Annotated in this window: 13 protein-coding genes; 3 read left to right on the top strand and 10 right to left on the bottom strand. The window is 63.1% G+C overall.

Going from position 1 to position 16,432, the window contains the following annotated elements; translation table 11 throughout:
- Window positions 1-166 precede the first annotated feature (166 nt).
- Genes F4X08_02120 through F4X08_02110 form a run of 3 tightly spaced genes read left to right on the top strand, consistent with a single transcriptional unit; the run spans window position 167 to window position 4,445 of the window.
- The gene (locus F4X08_02120; GenBank protein ID MYD24591.1) at window positions 167-1,819 is read left to right on the top strand and encodes a SulP family inorganic anion transporter; all 1,653 of its coding nucleotides are present in this window, start codon (window positions 167-169) and stop codon (window positions 1,817-1,819) included.
- A 33-nt stretch (window positions 1,820-1,852) separates the two neighbouring features.
- Window positions 1,853-3,607 carry a peptide ABC transporter substrate-binding protein gene (locus tag F4X08_02115; GenBank protein ID MYD24590.1) on the top strand — a complete coding sequence of 585 codons (1,755 nt, stop codon included), beginning with the start codon at window positions 1,853-1,855 and terminating at the stop codon, window positions 3,605-3,607.
- A gap of 13 nt (window positions 3,608-3,620) precedes the next feature.
- Window positions 3,621-4,445: an SDR family oxidoreductase gene (locus tag F4X08_02110; GenBank protein MYD24589.1), complete on the top strand. Its 825-nt coding sequence runs from the start codon at window positions 3,621-3,623 to the stop codon at window positions 4,443-4,445.
- A gap of 16 nt (window positions 4,446-4,461) precedes the next feature.
- Here F4X08_02110 and F4X08_02105 read toward each other — a convergent pair whose 3' ends face one another.
- The 10 genes from F4X08_02105 to F4X08_02060 all read right to left on the bottom strand — a co-directional run bounded on the left by F4X08_02105 (window position 4,462) and on the right by F4X08_02060 (window position 16,418).
- Entirely contained in the window at window positions 4,462-5,973 is a 1,512-nt protein-coding gene (locus F4X08_02105) for a sugar ABC transporter ATP-binding protein (GenBank protein MYD24588.1), read from the bottom strand.
- Window positions 5,974-6,041: 68 nt separating this feature from the next.
- Complete coding sequence (locus F4X08_02100; protein MYD24587.1) at window positions 6,042-7,151, bottom strand: sugar ABC transporter substrate-binding protein; 1,110 nt, start codon at window positions 7,149-7,151, stop codon at window positions 6,042-6,044.
- Between the two features lie 16 nt (window positions 7,152-7,167).
- Window positions 7,168-8,232, bottom strand: a complete 1,065-nt coding sequence (locus tag F4X08_02095; protein MYD24586.1) for an ABC transporter permease — start codon at window positions 8,230-8,232, stop codon at window positions 7,168-7,170.
- A 154-nt stretch (window positions 8,233-8,386) separates the two neighbouring features.
- Window positions 8,387-8,725 carry a hypothetical protein gene (locus tag F4X08_02090; protein MYD24585.1) on the bottom strand — a complete coding sequence of 113 codons (339 nt, stop codon included), beginning with the start codon at window positions 8,723-8,725 and terminating at the stop codon, window positions 8,387-8,389.
- A 127-nt stretch (window positions 8,726-8,852) separates the two neighbouring features.
- Window positions 8,853-9,542, bottom strand: coding sequence for a DUF4159 domain-containing protein (locus F4X08_02085; GenBank protein MYD24584.1), 690 nt, complete (start codon window positions 9,540-9,542; stop codon window positions 8,853-8,855).
- Window positions 9,543-9,820: 278 nt separating this feature from the next.
- Window positions 9,821-10,822 carry a D-alanyl-D-alanine carboxypeptidase gene (locus F4X08_02080; GenBank protein ID MYD24583.1) on the bottom strand — a complete coding sequence of 334 codons (1,002 nt, stop codon included), beginning with the start codon at window positions 10,820-10,822 and terminating at the stop codon, window positions 9,821-9,823.
- A gap of 34 nt (window positions 10,823-10,856) precedes the next feature.
- Window positions 10,857-12,410, bottom strand: a complete 1,554-nt coding sequence (locus tag F4X08_02075; GenBank protein ID MYD24582.1) for a TIGR00159 family protein — start codon at window positions 12,408-12,410, stop codon at window positions 10,857-10,859.
- Between the two features lie 126 nt (window positions 12,411-12,536).
- Window positions 12,537-13,373, bottom strand: a complete 837-nt coding sequence (locus tag F4X08_02070; GenBank protein ID MYD24581.1) for a DUF502 domain-containing protein — start codon at window positions 13,371-13,373, stop codon at window positions 12,537-12,539.
- 176 nt (window positions 13,374-13,549) lie between these two features.
- Window positions 13,550-15,250 (bottom strand): iron ABC transporter permease, encoded by a 1,701-nt coding sequence (locus F4X08_02065; GenBank protein MYD24580.1) that lies wholly within the window; start codon window positions 15,248-15,250, stop codon window positions 13,550-13,552.
- A 22-nt stretch (window positions 15,251-15,272) separates the two neighbouring features.
- Window positions 15,273-16,418, bottom strand: a complete 1,146-nt coding sequence (locus F4X08_02060; protein MYD24579.1) for an ABC transporter ATP-binding protein — start codon at window positions 16,416-16,418, stop codon at window positions 15,273-15,275.
- Window positions 16,419-16,432 lie beyond the last annotated feature (14 nt).

Here is a 16,432-nt window from a genome sequence, read left to right as displayed (position 1 = left end):
GCGCAGACTGATAATACAAGGATGGAAATATTGACCTGGCCGGGTCGATGTTTTAGACTCCGCCGTCGACGATTCTATTCCCTTAAATTCAAAAATAGGTTTCTTCTTTTACAAGGAACCTGCTCAATTATCTTCTAGACAGCGAAGATACGTTGCTTTCCCCGTGATGCAAGCCCAATCAGTCAGGTACGGGAGCGCTAAGTTGAACTACAGCCTGGACACTTTTCGCGGCGATCTGTTCGGTGGGATAACCGCGGCGGTAGTGGGCCTGCCGGTCGCACTCGCCTTCGGCGTCGCGTCGGGCATGGGTGCGGCGGCCGGGCTGTACGGCGCGATCGGCGTCGGTCTGTTCGCCGCGCTGTTTGGCGGGACCCGTTCCCAGATATCCGGTCCCACGGCGCCCATGACCGTGGCCATGGCGGTCATCATCACAGAACACGCCAGTTCGATGAGCGAAGCCCTGGTCGTCGTCATGATGGGCGGCTTCCTGCAGATTCTGCTGGGCGTGCTGCGGATCGGCCGTTACGTCGCCTACACCCCCCACGTGGTGATCTCGGGATTCATGTCCGGTATCGGCCTGATCGTCATGCTGATCCAGGCTCTGCCCTTCATCGGCGCGCCCGCCGCCCCGGGCGGCGTCGTCGGTACCATCCAGGTGCTGTCGGATGCCGTAGCAGACATCAACTACAGCGCTTTCGCGATCGCCTTCGTCACCCTGGCCGTCGGCGTACTCTGGCCCAGGGCTTTGTCGCGAATCGTGCCCGGGACCCTGGTAGCGCTCGTCGTCGGCACGCTGTTGAGCGTGCTCTGGTTGACCGGAGTGCCTGTAATCGGGGTCATACCCTCTGGCCTGCCGGAAATCATCCTCGTGCCGCCCACCGCCGACTTCCTGCTGCGCGCCATCGAACCCGCGCTCATCCTCGCCCTGTTGGGTTCGGTGGACAGCCTGCTCACCTCCCTCATCGCCGATTCACTGACGGGGACGCGCCACCGGGCGGACCAGGAACTGGTGGGCCAGGGCATCGGCAACATGGTGGCCGGGTTGATCGGCGGTCTCCCCGGCGCGGGCGCCACTATGGGCACGGTAACCAATATCCGGGCCGGTGGTACCACTCGTTTGTCCGGCGCGGTCCGTGCGGCCATACTCCTGGTGCTTCTCATGGGCCTTGGCTGGATCGTCGAGCCGATCCCCCACGCCGTACTGGCGGGCATATTGATGAAGGTCGGCTGGGACATCGTCGACTGGCGGATGCTGAAGCGTATCCACCGTCTCCGAGGGGAACATCTCATCATTCTGCTGATCACCCTGGGACTGACCGTATTCGTCGACCTGGTCACCGCCGTGGCCATCGGATTGATCGTCGCCGGCATGGCCCACGCCAGGAAGTTGGAAAGCCTCGAGCTGGACAGCGTGGTGTCCGTTCCGCTGCTTGACCGTCAGTTTTTCACTCAGGAAGAAGATACCGACGGCATGGACGAATTCACGGCCCGCGTAGGCCTGGTCGCGCTCAGGGGCAGTTTCACCGTGGCCTCGTCCAAGAAGCTGGTGGGGGTGATCAGCGAGGACATCAAAGACCATGACGTCGTCATCTTCGATTTCTCCGGGGCTACGTACATCGACGACAGCGCGGCCATGGTCGTCGAACAGCTCATGGACGTAGCCACGAGCGAAAATACCGCGTTCATCGTCATGTCCCTTTCGGGTTACGTCGAGGATACCCTTTCCGCCCTCGGCATCATCCAGCGCGTTCCCGTGGCGCATATCGTGGAAACGCTGGATGAAGCACGCGAGGTCGCCAGGAAGTTGCTGGGGATGTGAGCCCGAGGAACACCAAGGGCAAGGCGAGGGCACATGCTAGTATCTTGCAGGCCATACCACCCGTTTTGCATATATGGATTACTCGTCGCCCTGCTTTCGGCCACGTCCTGCGGCTACCGCACCGCCGACCCTCCCGGCCATCCGTTTGTCGAGACCGTCCCGTCGGAAGAAGCCGCGGCCAGGCCCCTCCCGGCGGACGCGGCGCCCCCAGAACGCCAGGTATTCCGCTACTTCTCCAACGAACCCTCCAGCCTGGACGTCAGCGTCGCCCTGTACGAGTCCCTGGGCAGCGCGTTCCTCTTCGAACGGCTCTGCATGGTCGATGAGAACGAAGCGCTCATCCCAGGTGCGGCAGACCGGTGGGAACGCTCTTCCGACGGAAGAACCTGGACGTTCCACCTCCATCCCGGGGCGCGCTGGAGCGACGGCACGCCCGTCACCGCCCACGACTTCGAATACACCTACAAGCGCCTGCTCCACCCGGACAGCGGCAACGTGTACGCCTTCTTCTACTACGACATCAAGGGCGCGAAGGCATACAACCAGCGAAAGATCGACGACCCGGACCTCCTTGGAGTCCGAGCGATCGATGATCTCACCTTCGAAATTGAAACCGAAGAACCCTGTGCTTACCTGCCCTACGTAACCTCCTACACGGCGTCCTCGCCGGTGCCGCGGTGGCAGGTGGAAAAGTATGGCGCGAGGTGGACGGAAGCCGGACGGTGCGTGAGCAACTCGGCCTTCCGGCTGGATGAATGGGTGCAGGGCAAATACATGACGTTTCGGCTAAATTCACATTACAGCGGCAATAACCCCGGTCATCTGAGGAAGATCGTCCGCCTCTTCTCGGGGACGGCGGGGACCGGCAGCGCGTCCGGCGGCGTGGGCCTGCTTCCGTACGAGAACGACGAAGTGGACCTGGTCGGCGTGGGAAGCCCGGCCGATCTCGACCGCATCCGCAACGATCCCGGGCTGAAGGAAGAACTCTGGAAGTTCAACGGGGTATCTACGGTGTACCTGTTCTTCCGGACCCGGGAACCTCCCCTGAACGACGTCCGCGTGCGCCAGGCCATAGCCCGGGCCATCGACAAGCGGACCATTGCCGACGTCCTGTTCAAGGGCGCCGTCCGGCCGGCCTACGGCATGCGTCCCCCCAATTTCCCCGGATATGCGGGTGACAGGCTGCGGCACCTGCAGGAATTCGATCCGGAAGCCGCCCGACGCCTGCTGGCCGAAGCCGGATATCCCGGCGGGAGGGGATTCCCCGTCCTCGAGGTATGGCTACGCGACGCGCCGCCCTCGTCACAGAGCGGTCAGGCCGTACAGATGATCCAGGAACAGCTGCTCGACTTTCTCGGCATCCGGCTCGAGATCCGCAACATGCAGGCGAACGCCTTCAACCGGTTGATGTACGAATGGGAGATACCCATCGGCATGGTCAGCTACGGTGCCGACTTCTCGGACCCACAGAGCCTGCTGGGCGTGCCCTGGCGCTCCCAGCCCCGCGGTTTTACCCGGCACGACTGGAACAATGTGCGTTATAATGACCTGATCGACCGGGCCCGGACGGAAGCCGACCAGGACAGCCGGATGCGGCTTTACGAAGAAGCGGAATGGATTCTGACCTCCGACGCAGGCGGGGCGTTTCTGTGGCACGACCACCGGTTCCAGCTCCGCAAGCCGTGGCTAAAGGGACTGAAACAGGATCGCGCGGGATTCTATCCTTTCTGGGAGAATAATACCGTGTACACCGAGATGTACATCGGCACGGAGAGACTGGAGAGATGAAAGGATCAACGTCATGGACGTTCCCCATCGAATAGACGGCCATATCGCGGTCGTGACCGGTGCGGCGCAGGGGCTCGGACTGGGCATCGCGGAGCGGCTGGCGCGCAACGGCGCAACCGTCGTGATGGCGGACCTGCAACGCGAGAAGGTCGAGGAGGAAGCCGGCAGACTCCGCAAACCGGGCCTGCAGTTGCTCCCTGCTTTTGTGGACGTTTCGGACAGTGCCTCGGTCAAGCGTCTGTTTGAGGAGGTCGCCGAAGCGCACGGCCGGCTCGACATTCTGGTCAACAACGCCGGGGTCGGCCAGAAGGTCGCTCCAGTCGTCGAACTGGACGACGGGGAATGGGACCGGGTCATCCGGGTCACGCTGACCGGGACCTTCTACTGCTGCCGTGCGGCGGCCCGGATCATGGAGGGTCAGGAGTCGGGCGCCATCGTGAACATCTCATCCATCAACGGACAGAACCCGGCGGCCCTGGTAGCGGCCTATAACGCGGCCAAGGAAGGCGTCATCAGCCTGACACGGACCATGGCCCTGGAACTGGCGGCCTACGGAGTCCGGGTGAACGCCGTCTGTCCGGGCCCGGTCTACACCGCGTTCAACCGGTCCAACATGGCTCAGCGCAGCAAGACGCTGGGGCTTTCCGAAGAAGAGATGATCGAACGGATTCGAAGCGCCATACCGCTCGGGAGGTGGGGCGAACCGGAGGACATCGCGAACGGCGTGGCCTTCCTTTGCAGCCCGGCTGCGGGATGGATCACCGGCGAAGTCCTGCGGGTTAGCGGCGGCATGGAAGGCGTGGCGGCCGCGCCGGGGAGGCGGGAGCGGGACGCATAAGCCCTCCATTGAACGATCATTCCCCCCCCTTCACCCCCGCCATCATCCGCATCACCGCGCCCTGGTCCGCCTCATCGCGGGAGAGTTCCCCGGCCATGCGCCCGGAACGCAGCACGAGGATCCGCGTCGACAGGTTAAGCACCTCGGGCAGTTCGCTCGACACGAGCACGATGGCCGTGCCTTCATGGGCCAGCTGATCGATAAGGGCGTGCATCTCCGACTTGGCGCCCACGTCCACCCCCCGGGTGGGTTCGTCGATGAGCAGGATCGGGCAGTTCGCGGCCAGCCACTTGGCCAGCACCACCTTCTGCTGATTGCCGCCCGACAGGCCCGCCGTGTCGTACCGGACATTGTCGGGCCGCACCGACAGCCGCCGCACATATTCCCGGGCCAGGTCTTCCTCCCGGCTTCCGCGGATCCATCCGAAATCGGAACGGTTGGCCAGGGTGGGCAGACCGATGTTCTGATCCACGCGGAGCGACAGGACGAGGCCGAATCGCTTGCGGTCTTCGGGCACGAGGCCGATGCCTGACCGCATGGCGTCGATCGGATGCCGGATCCTCGACGGCCGGCCGGATACGCTGATCCTGCCCGTGGCCATGGGGTCCAACCCGAACACGGCCTGCAGCACTTCGGTACGGCCGGCGCCCACCAGGCCGGCCAGGGCCAGTACCTCCCCGGACCGTACCGAGAAGGACACGTCCTCGAACCTGCCGGGACTCGACAGGTCTTCCACGGTCAGCATCTCTCCGCCGGGCTCGGTGTCCACGTGGGAGGGGAAATAGGCCTCGAAGGTGCGGCCGATCATGAGGTTGATCAATGCCGGCCGGTCGAGTTCGGCGACCGGCCGGGTGGCCACGTGCCGGCCGTCTCGAAGCACCGTCACGACGTCACACAGGCGGAAGATCTCGTCCAGGTCGTGGGAGATGTAGATCGACGTAACCCCCTTCGACTTGAGATGACGGATGTTCTCACGTAGCCGTTCCGCTTCCACGTGGGAAAGGCTGCTGGTCGGCTCGTCGAAGACGATCACGCGGGCGCCGCTGCCCAGGGCCGCCGCGATCTGAACGAGTTGCTGCTGGGCCACCGGCAGCTTTCCGATGGGTGTCTCCACGTCCATGTCGACCTCGATCGCCGACAGCAGCTGACGTGCGCGTTGCGCCATCTTCCGGTCGGAGACGAACCCGCTCCGGGCCGGCAGGTTCCCCAGGCAGAGGTTCTCGGCGACGGAGAGGTTCTCGCAGAAAACAAGCTCCTGGTGGACCATGCCGATGCCCAGTTCCAGGGCGTCTCCCGGTTCAAGAAGCTGCACGGGCCGGCCGTCGATGCGGATTTGTCCGCCGTCGAGGCCGTATATGCCGGTCAGGATGCGGCCCAGCGTACTCTTGCCGGCGCCGTTCTCGCCGACCACGGCATGGCAGGTACCCGCTTCGATTCCGAAGGTTACTTCGTCGAGGGCCGTCACGCCAGGAAACCGCTTCGTGATCCGGTCGAATTCGATGTAGGGGTTCGGTTGCTTGCGGTCCATGAGGAAACCGGAGGGTCGGACGACCGCATATGACGGACGTCTCATCCGGATCAGTCGCCCGAGGCGGATCAGTCGCCCGAGGCGGGTTGTTCATCCATCTGCAGGTACCGTTCGGGCACGTCGGTGAATCCCCACCCCTGGAGCATCGCCGCCCATTCGCCGAGGTTCTCCTGGGACACGTGGACCAGTTCGAGGGGGTTGATCACGGGCACATCCTGCTTCAGGTGGATCTTCTCGACGATCAGGCGGACGGATTCGTATCCCCACAGGTAGGTCGGCTGCCCCCACAACACGGGTACGATGCCCTGTTCGATGTAGGTCAGCTGGGGCGGCAGCGCGTCTACCGAGATGATCTTCATGCGCTCGGGATCCAGGTCGGTGAGCAGAGTCTGGGTGAAGAGCGCCCATCCGCCGACCATGGCCCATCCCTCGATGTCCGGATAGGCATTGTTGACGCGCACGACTTCGGCGGCGGCGTCCTGGGGGGTCTCAATGTGATAGAAGGTCCCCACGATCGAAATCTCCGGATACTCGGCGGCCTTCTGCAGCACGCCTTCCACACGCTTGCGCAGGTTCGGCGCGTTCTGGTTGCCCGCGAGGATGGCCACGCGGCCCCGGCCGTCCATCGCTTTGGCCAGTTCCCCCATGATCAGGCCGCCGGTCTTGATGTCGTCCACACCGAAGAAAGCGAACCGTTTCGAGTCCGGCGCGTCGCTGTCGAAGGTCATGACCGGTACGCCCCGGTCCACCGCGTCGTTGATGGCGCCCGTGACCTTGGCGGCGTCCGAACAGGAGATCAGTACCACGTCGGCGCCTTCGTTCACGGCCTGCGCGATACGCTGCGCCTGTACCTGGCCGTCCTCCGTCGGCGGCGTGCGCCAGTCGATCACGATGTCGACGCCGTGGGCTTCCGACAACTCCCTGGCCGCTGCCTCCGCGCCGGTACGGGACGACAGGAACACGGGATTGGTCGTGCTCTTGGCGATCATGGATATCACGAGCCGGTTGTCGTCCGGCGGTGCGGCGCCGCCGCAACCTGCCGCAACAATGGACAGGCCCGCGGTCAGCATGGCCAGCACGGTCAGCCTGGTCAGCCTGGTCAGCGCGGCCGACACGACCGGCAAGGCCGGCACGAGCATCGTTCGTAGCGTCTTCTTCAGGGGTATCATCGATTTCATTCCTTTCTGAACGCGTCTATATGGTCACGGACCGGTCCGCTCCGGCCAGTCTGCGTGCCGTGAGCCGGCGGTTCACCTGGTCGAGGACGACGGCGACGATGATCGCGCAACCGATCACGACCCATTCGTAGTTCTGGTCCAGGTGCAGGGTGCGGATGGACTGGCGGATAAGGACGATCAACATGGCGCCGAGCATGGCGTTGACCGCGCTTCCCCGGCCACCGCGAAGGCTCGCGCCGCCGACGACCGCTGAAGCGATCACGTAGAGTTCGTAACCCGTGGCATCGGCGCAGGAGGCCGAGCCGTAGTAGCTGCTGCCCACCAGCGCGGCGATGCCCGCGGTGAGTCCAGAAATCACGTATACACCGACCAGGATCCGGTCGATCCGCAAACCGGCGTATCGGCCGGCCTCCACGTTGCCGCCCACGGCGAAAATATGGCGGCCCATGACGGTTCTGGACAGGTAAACGGCGCCGGCGGCCGTGATGAGGAGCATGATGATCATAGGCATGGGGTAGAGGGCGTCGGATCCGAAAGACAACTTGATCGCGTCGGTCAGAGGTTGCGGCACGAGTATGCTCTCCGCCTCGCTGGCCACGAAAGCCACACCGCGGAACACCCACATCGTACCGAGCGTGACGATAAAGGGGTGCACGCGGAGTCCGACCACCATCAACCCGTTCAGGAGGCCGCACAGCACCCCCAGGCTGACGCAGGTCACGACGGCCAGCGCGACCACCGCGAAGGGAGCTTCCGGGGCCACGGCCCGCAGGACCATGGCGGTCATCACGCCGGACAGGGCGTAAATCGAGCCGACCGAGAGATCGATCCCGCCGGAGATGATCACCATGGTCGCCCCGACGGCCATGATCACGAAGAAACTGGCGTCCGTGGCCGTCTGCATCAGCGTACGGGAATTCAGGAAATTGTTGACAAGCTCGCCCGTGGTACGGTCCACGTGATACCCCGCGAAAACGGAGAGTACCGCGCCGAGCAGCAGGATGACGAGTATCAGTCCCGTTTGCTGGGAACCGAGCAGGATTCGTAGCATCGGCAGCATCGTCGTTCCGGGCGTTTGCATGGTTTTTCTCGGTGGACGGGGTGTCCTGAAATTGTAAGGGACCGCAGGCCTAAATCAAGGAAAACGTATCGGAGGGGAAACAGAAAACCCCGGCATGCGTCGACGGCATGCCGGGGTCGGTGCTCAACCTTTCATCCTGCGTGGCGGCGCCGCGTCAGGAGGCCTTCTTCTCCGCGGGTTCCGCATCCTCGCGCTGCAGTTCTTCTTCCCGGTCCTCGATGTTCTGCTGCGATGCCTTGATGCGATCCAGGATGCCGTTCACTTCCGTATCTCCCGACACGTCGGTGATGCCATCATCGACCACCAACTGGTGCACCCTGCCGCCCAGTTCGGTCATCTGGTTGCGGATATCGGCACGGGCCGACTGGATCTCCAGCTTGATCCGGCCCTTCCGCGTGAGATCTTCGGCCATGTCCAGCGCGCCGGACAGGCTCTTTCGCACGGTTTCGATCGGACCGTCCAATTCCGACTTGATCGTTTGCCAGAGGTTCATGATGGGACTCCTTTTCCTGGTTCCTTCGTGCGTTACTGAACCGCGGCTTCAGCGGCCGTATGGTCTTTAGTGGTTAGACGTCCGTTTCGCCTTCCGGGTTTCAGTATACCGCAAGCCGGCACCCGCGTCAACGATAGAGCGCGTATGCGACGATGTTGATGCCCATTCTGAACGCGGCTTCGCGTTTCGCCGGCGGATCGTTGTGGGTCTTTTCGTCGGCCCAGCCGTCGCTGACATTGCTTTCGTACGTGTAATACACCACCAGCCGTCCGTCGTGGAAGAGCCCGAACCCCTGGGCCGGCTTGCCGTCGTGCTCATGATGTTTGGGCGGACCGGCCGGGAAGTCATAGATGATGTGGTAGATCGGATGGTCGAAGGGCAGCTCGACGAAATCCTTGTCCGGAAAGACCCGTTTCATCTCCCTGCGGAATGCCTCGTCCATCCCGTAATCGTCATCGGCGTAGAGGAAACCGCCCCGCGTCAGGTAGGTCCGGAGGTTCCGGATTTCCGGTTCGCTCCACCTGACTTCGCCGTGGCCGGTCATGAAAAGGAAGGGGGAAGAGTACAGGAGATCATCGGTCAGGGCGACGACGCGCTGATCCGGGTTCGTCTCTATGCCCGCACGCAACTGCAGCTCCCGGGCCAGGTTGGGAATGGCCTCGGGGTCGTTGTACCAGTCGCCTCCGCCGTCGTACTTCATCCGCGCGATGGTCAGCCTGCCGTTTTCGCGCTCGGCCGCTCGCCCTTCGTAACCCGCCCACCCGAGGACGATGCCGCACAGCAGGAGGGCGCGCACGCTTCTGCGAAGGGGGATCATCGCGGGAAGCTCCGGGTCATCCACGGTCGCCGGGACGGGAGGGCCGGGTTCTGCCGCCCGGGCGCCGTGCGGAGGCGCGTACGCGCTGCCCGCCTCCCGCGAGGGCCATCAGGTAGACCAGGCCGATCGCGACAAGACCCAGGATTACCGTACCGATCACGCTGAAACCAATCGTCGCCAACATACGCTCTCCTCAACCTGTGCTGAAGATACGTCCACCCGGACGTTCTCCGATCGTTTTCACCCCGTATTCGGTCAGCCGCCGACACCGGCCTGCGTCAGCCGCCGACCCCGGCCTGCGGTCCCGCGGCAGGGGCGGTTTTCACGCTCCAGTCCAGCAGGCGCCGCATGTCCGTGAACCGGGTCCTGCTCGTCGGACCACCGAGAATGACGGCATAAAGGTCGTCGCCTTCGTTGCCGACGGCCCTGAGCACGAGACAATACCCGGCTCTACGGATGTATCCGGTCTTGCTGCCTACGCACGCCCACCGGCTTTCGGATACCGGTTCGCGGACCAGCCGGTTGGTGGTCCTGATGGTGTGCGTGCGCCTGTTCGTGCCGAAACGGTACTCCTTCGCCAGGAGGATTTCCGCCAGCAGGTCGTCCTGCAGCGCATTCCACAGAAGGGCTACGCAGTCCACCGCGGTGGACGTATTGCCTGAATCCAATCCGGTGGGTTCGGTAAATCGCGAGTTCGCCAGTCCGAGTGAAGCCGCCGTTTCGTTCATCTGCTCCACGAACGCCTCGATCGTCAGGCCCGTCGCCCGGGCCAGCGCCCGGGCCGCCGCGTTGTCCGAAGCGACCAGGGTGGCGTATAGCAGATCCCGGACCGAGACCCGTTCCCTGTATCTCAGTTTCGTCCAGTTCGACCGGTAGACGTCCTGCCGGGTGATGCTGATCTTCTTTTCAAGGTCCGGATTCAAACCCATGTAGGTCACGGCCGTCATCAGCTTCGTGATGCTCGCTACCGGGAACGGCGACGTCGCGTTCTTCTGGTAGATCACTTCGCCCGACTGCATGTCGACCACAAGGGCGGCCCGCGCACGTACACGGACGCCCGTGCTCCACCTGCTCGACCTGATGGGCGCCGCAGGCGTTCCGTCCACTTCGGCGGGTGGCCCGGCCGGCCCGGCCGCAACAGGGACCGGCGCATTGATCGGACCGTCTACCGGAGAAGATCCATCGGACGGTCTTGTGTCCGCGGATACGGAAGCGATCGAAAGCAGCAAGGCGCAACTCGCCCATACCGCCCTCGGCCAGATCGGGTTAAGGCTGCTCATAGCATGGGAAAATAGGACGGGATGTAAGGCTAAGTCAAGGTGAATTCAGCCGGTTATTCAGGCTGGTCTGCGGGGAAGCCGCTACCCGGTCCAGTCCGGCGGTTTCTTCTGATACCGATTGGCCATCGCCGACGGGTCTCAGGTCGATATGGACACTGACCTCGCGCCCTTCGATGCTGAACGAGGCAAACGTCAGGTTTTGAGGAAGGACTTTCAAGGTGCAGTCGAAAATCTGGCTTGCGGTGAGCTGGGACAGGTCGATCGCAGGCGACGTTATGATCCGTTCGATCTGGTCGAGCTCCATTTCACGGCCCGTGATCGGCACCGAGGGTGGATCCACCCTGACGTCTCGCGCCAGCTCCAGCCCTTCGGGCAGCTGGCCGGTCAGGTCATAGTCGATCATGATCCGTCGGTTTACGATACGGTCGGATTTTATGGTCAGGCTTCTCGGATCGATCGAAGTGGCTACCACGCCGTAGGGCAACTCCACGTTCGCGTCCGTGAGCGGCATGGTGAGCGTCCCGGGTTCCATATCGTCCAGGTCTACCATAACGCGGACCTGGTCCGCCGTCTGCGTCGAAATACTCCCCTGGGGTCCCCGCACGCGGACGTTTACCTCGCTGGTCGAAACGTCTATCAACTCGATATTGGCCGGGATGTTCTGGAATTCGAGCGCGGCGGTTATGGCGATCTCGGACAGCTGCTGCCCGATCAGAAAGAACCAGAGCAGACACGCCACGCCGATGGACGCCAGTTTGGCGGTAAGGTTGTTGCGATTGAACCGGTATCCCTGCCGGAGGGCGACGATCTTCTTCATCGCTTCCCGCATCGACGGCCTGCTTCGGGGGATCTCGATGGGCAGCAGTGACTTTTCGAGCGTCTGCCAGAGCTTCTCCCGGTCCGCCATGGCCGAAATATCTCCGCCGGACGCCACGGATACCTCGCCGCTCTCTTCGGATACCACGACGCAGAACGTATCGCCGAGTTCCGATACGCCAAGGGCCGCCCGGTGGCGCGTGCCGTACCGTGGCGGCAGGTGCTCACGGGTTGAAAGGGGCAGATAGGTGGCGGCTTCGACGACGCGGTCCTTCTCCACGATTATCGCGCCGTCGTGAATCGGCGATGACGGATGAAAGATGCTGACGACCAGTTCCTGGCTCACGAGACTGTCGAGCTTTACACCGTGCTGCACGACGCCGGATATCCCGGTCGCCCGGGGGAAGACCAGCAGGCCGCCGATGCGCTTCTCCGACAGTTCGAAACAGGCTTCGGTGATCTCCTTCAGAATGCGCCGGGAGATGGGACTGGACTGGAGCCTGAATATGACCAGGGGACTGACCCGTTCCAGCAGTTGCCGGATTTCGGGCTGGAAGACCACGATGATCAACAGGAGCGTCACGCCGAGCAGGTATTGCAGGATCTGGCTGGTCAGGAGCAGCCCGCTCCAGTTCGCGATGCTGTAGAGGATGCCCAGAATGCCGAGGCCGATCAGGATATGGTACGCCCGGGTCCCCTTCAGCCACATGTAGAGGCTGTAGATCAGGGCCGCTATGATGAAAATATCCAGGAGGTTGACCAGATCAAACATCGTCGAGGATTCCTTGGGCGCTGGCTATATTAAACCATACGGTTGGTAGAAGATATATAATCACTATAAAGATAAGAAAACACAAGACTTTTGCGAAAACCCCGGAGACACAGGATCCGGCCGTTTCTACACCGGGTCGTCGGACCGGGTCAGGGGAACGCGCCGGCCACGCATGGATGCGGGTGCCAAACGGTTGCCTCGGGATGGGGAGACCGGATGTCCATCCCGTGATGCGGAATCCGGAAGGTCCGACAGGGACTCCGCCGAACGGGACTCCGCCTGCCGGGACGCCGTTTGATTGCGCGACGGCAGCGCGGGCAGGGTCAGTACGTTGCTGAAGGCCGTTCCGCCCGAAACGACGAATTCCAGCGCTTCCTCGACCGACAGGTCCACGGGTACCACGTCCCGGCGCGGCACGATGACCACACGACCCGCGGCGGGATTGGGCGTATTGGGCACGAAAACGCTCACCAGATCCTCACCTGGTTCTTCACTCGGCATGTCACCAGCGATGAAGGCGATCATCCACGCGCCGCGGCGAGGGTACTCGACCACGACGGTCTTCCAGGTCCTGGTCTCCCCCGTCATCGTGAAGGTGTCCAGGATTTTCCTTACCGGGTGGTACACCCTTCGCGCGACGGGAAGCCGCATCATGAGGTCTTCGAACCAAGTGATCAGCTTCCTGCCCACCACGTTCGAAGCCACGAAGCCAGCCAGGAAAATCACGATCAGCATGAGCAGGATGCCCAGTCCCGGGATGCGGGTGTCCAGTCCCAGCAACCCGCGTATGACCGGCGCGGCGAAGGAGTCCAGCCAGGTCAGCAGCCAGCTCAGCACGGCGACGGTGATGGTGAGCGGAATGAGTGCGATCAGTCCGGACACCATCGTACGCTTGATTCGCTGGCGGAATCTGGAAAATCTGGATGGACGCTTCCGGAGGTTATCCATATTGAAGGTGGACATGGTTTGCGCCTTGTCTTCCGAAACCGGGAACCGTTTCAACTCTGGAACCGTTTCATCACGCGAGACCGTACCATTCACGCGGCCGCATGCCGTACCATCCGACCCGCGACCGAAGTTCCGGCCTCTCTCGCACAAATCCTGCTATTCCGTTAGACGCAGATTCCGTGTGGTTGGTTCTATACCTTGAACAGCTGGCCCATTCTTCTGCCGAGTACTTTACCAGTAAACAGCAAACTGCATGCCAGGAGGATCATGCCCAGCATGCCCATGGCGCTCGCCATGTAGGGTCCGTCGGTAATGCGCCCCATCAGGCTGTAGATGGCCTTGGTTATGGGGTAGTACTGTTCCTTGATGGCCAGGATCAGGCTGTCGCTCACTTCGAGCATGGCGAAAGAGAAGGAGAGTATGGCGCCCGCCGCCACGTTGGCGAGGACGAGGGGCATGGTGATTTTCCAGAGCGTTCTCAAGGGGCCGGCGCCCATGTTCATGGAAGCCTCTTCCAGGGTGACGCTCATCTGCTGGAACCCGGCGTAGGCGGCCCGGACCATGTAGGGAAGGCGACGAACGGCATAGGCGATGATGAGCAGGGGCACCGGGGAGACGCGGACGTCCAGGAAGGTCCCCGAAAAACCGGAGATGTAGCCGAAGGCGAGTACCAGGCCCGGCAGCGCCAGGGGCAACATGGCCACGGCGTCCAGCGCGTCCCGGAACGGGAAGCGCCGGCGGGTCAGCAGGTAAGCGATGGCGACGCCGAGGACGATATCGATGATGGTGCTCATCACGCTCAGCCACAGGCTGTTCCGGATGGAAAGCAGGGTCAGGTCGTGGGCGAAGATCTGCCCGTAATAGGCGACGGTGTAGTCGGTGGGGAGCACGGTCATGAACCAGCGTTCAGTCACGGAGGTGAGGACCACGCTGAGGTGGGGGATCAGCGCGATGCCCGTGATGGAGAGGAGCATGCCCCAGATCAGTACGGTCTCGAACGAGGTCGCGCGCTTCGAGGCCGACGCCACGTGGCCGCGGGCGACCATCTCGTAATGGCGGCCGCCGAAGAACTTCTTGGAGAGGTAGAACAGGGCGAGGGTGACCAGGACAACGAAGACGACCAGGGCGTAGCCCAGGGGATTCGCGTGAACGTCGGTGGACATGTTGAAGATCTGGACCGCCACCACCTCGCGGAATTCGAAGATCAGGGGCGTGCCCAGGTCCGTAAAGGCCCAGATGAAGACGATGATCGCGCCGGCGAAGTATCCGGGCAGCATGAGCGGGAACGTAACGGTGCGGAACAGTCGGAAGCCGCCCGCGCCTACGTTGCGGGCCGACTCCTCCAGGCTGGGGTCCACGTTGGCCAGCGCGGCGGCGATGTTCAGGTACATGATGGGGTACAGGTGCAGCGCCTCGAGGATCACGACGCCCCAGAATCCGCCGCCTCCGAACCAGTCGATGGGCGCGTCGATCAGGCCCGTTTCCAGGAGGAACAGGTTGATCGAACCGAACCGGGCGAACATCTGCTTCATCCCGATGGCGCCCACGAAAGGGGGCATGATCATGGGCACGAGGGCGAGTCCGCCCAGCAGGCCCTTCCCGATGAAATCGTACCGCACGAGGGCGACGGCCATGGGCAGGGCGATGATCGTCGTGAGGGCGGTCGTGACGATGCCCAGCTCGAAACTGTTGATCAGCGCCCGCTGCTGCACGGGGCTCTGCAGCATCAGCCCGAAGAACTCCACGGAAAACTGTTCGTCCGTGTAGAAGGCGTTCAACAGGACGTGCAGGATCGGGTAGAACAGGAAGAGGCCGAAGAAAAGGACGAGAATGCCCAGGATGGCGACGACGCCGGGGGTCAGGTCCGAGAGATCGAATCGGCTACTGGGCATGAGGGCAGGCTCCGCGGTACCGCTATCCCGGTTTCCCGAGCACCACGACCTGTGACGCGTCGCATTTCAACCGGACCGGCGCACCGGGGCCGGCGAGCCGCCGGCCGGGACGGTGGTCCACCAGCTTCATCGGCGTGCCGTCGTCCAGACGGACCGAATACTGCTCGTGGTCGCCTAGGTAGACGGTCTGCCGCACGACGCCGTCCATCACGTTCTCCTCCTCGTTCTCGTCCTCGCCGGTGGCGGCGTCTTCGCCGGCGGCGGTGTCCGGATCCGAAACACGGATGGCCTCGGGCCGGACGGAGCAGACCACTTCGTCGCCCGGCGACAGGTCCTCGACGGGTTCGACCGTCGAATGGAGGACGCCGACCGCGGTCTCGACGGCCAGGGGAAGCTCCGAACGCGTCAACCGGCCGGCCACGAAATTCGTCTCTCCGATGAAATCCGCCACGAACGCGTTCGCGGGCCGATCGTAGATCGAACGCGGCTCCCCGGTCTGGGCCACGGCCCCCATATCCATCACGGCCACGCGGTCCGCCATGGAAAGGGCTTCCTTCTGGTCGTGGGTCACGTAGATCATCGTCGTGCCGGTCTCATCGTGGATCCGCCGGATCTCATCGCGCATTTCCAGGCGAAGCCGGGCGTCCAGGTTGGACAAAGGCTCGTCGAGCAGCACCACGTCGGGCCGGATCACGAGGGCGCGGGCGAGGGCCACGCGCTGCTGCTGGCCGCCGGACAACTGGTTCGGCGACCGCTGCCCGTAGGGATCCATCCGCACCATCTTCAGGGCTTCCGAGACGCGGTCGTTCTGCTCCGATGACGGGATCTTGCGCAGGACGAGTCCATAGGCCACGTTCTCCCAGACGGACATGTGCGGCCAGAGCGCGTAGTTCTGGAACACCATGCCCGTGTTCCGCCGGTGGGGCGGCGTCCTCGTCACGTCCTTGTCGTCGAACAGGATGCTTCCCGCGTCGGGCGCGTAGAACCCGGCGATCAATCGAAGGAGCGTCGTCTTTCCGCAGCCGGATGGGCCCAGGAGAAAGAACAGTTCACCTCCGGCGATCTCCACCGACACGTCGTCGACCGCCGTCACGTCACCGAATTTTCGAGTTATTCCCCGCAGGGTCAGACTGACCATGCTTCGTTCTCCCCAGATATGCAAAACCATTCAGGGTATGAAAT

It is taken from the genome of Gemmatimonadota bacterium, from assembly GCA_009841265.1.
Taxonomy (GTDB): Bacteria; JAAXHH01; JAAXHH01; order JAAXHH01; family JAAXHH01; genus JAAXHH01.
This window is presented reverse-complemented; position numbering and strand designations above follow the sequence as displayed.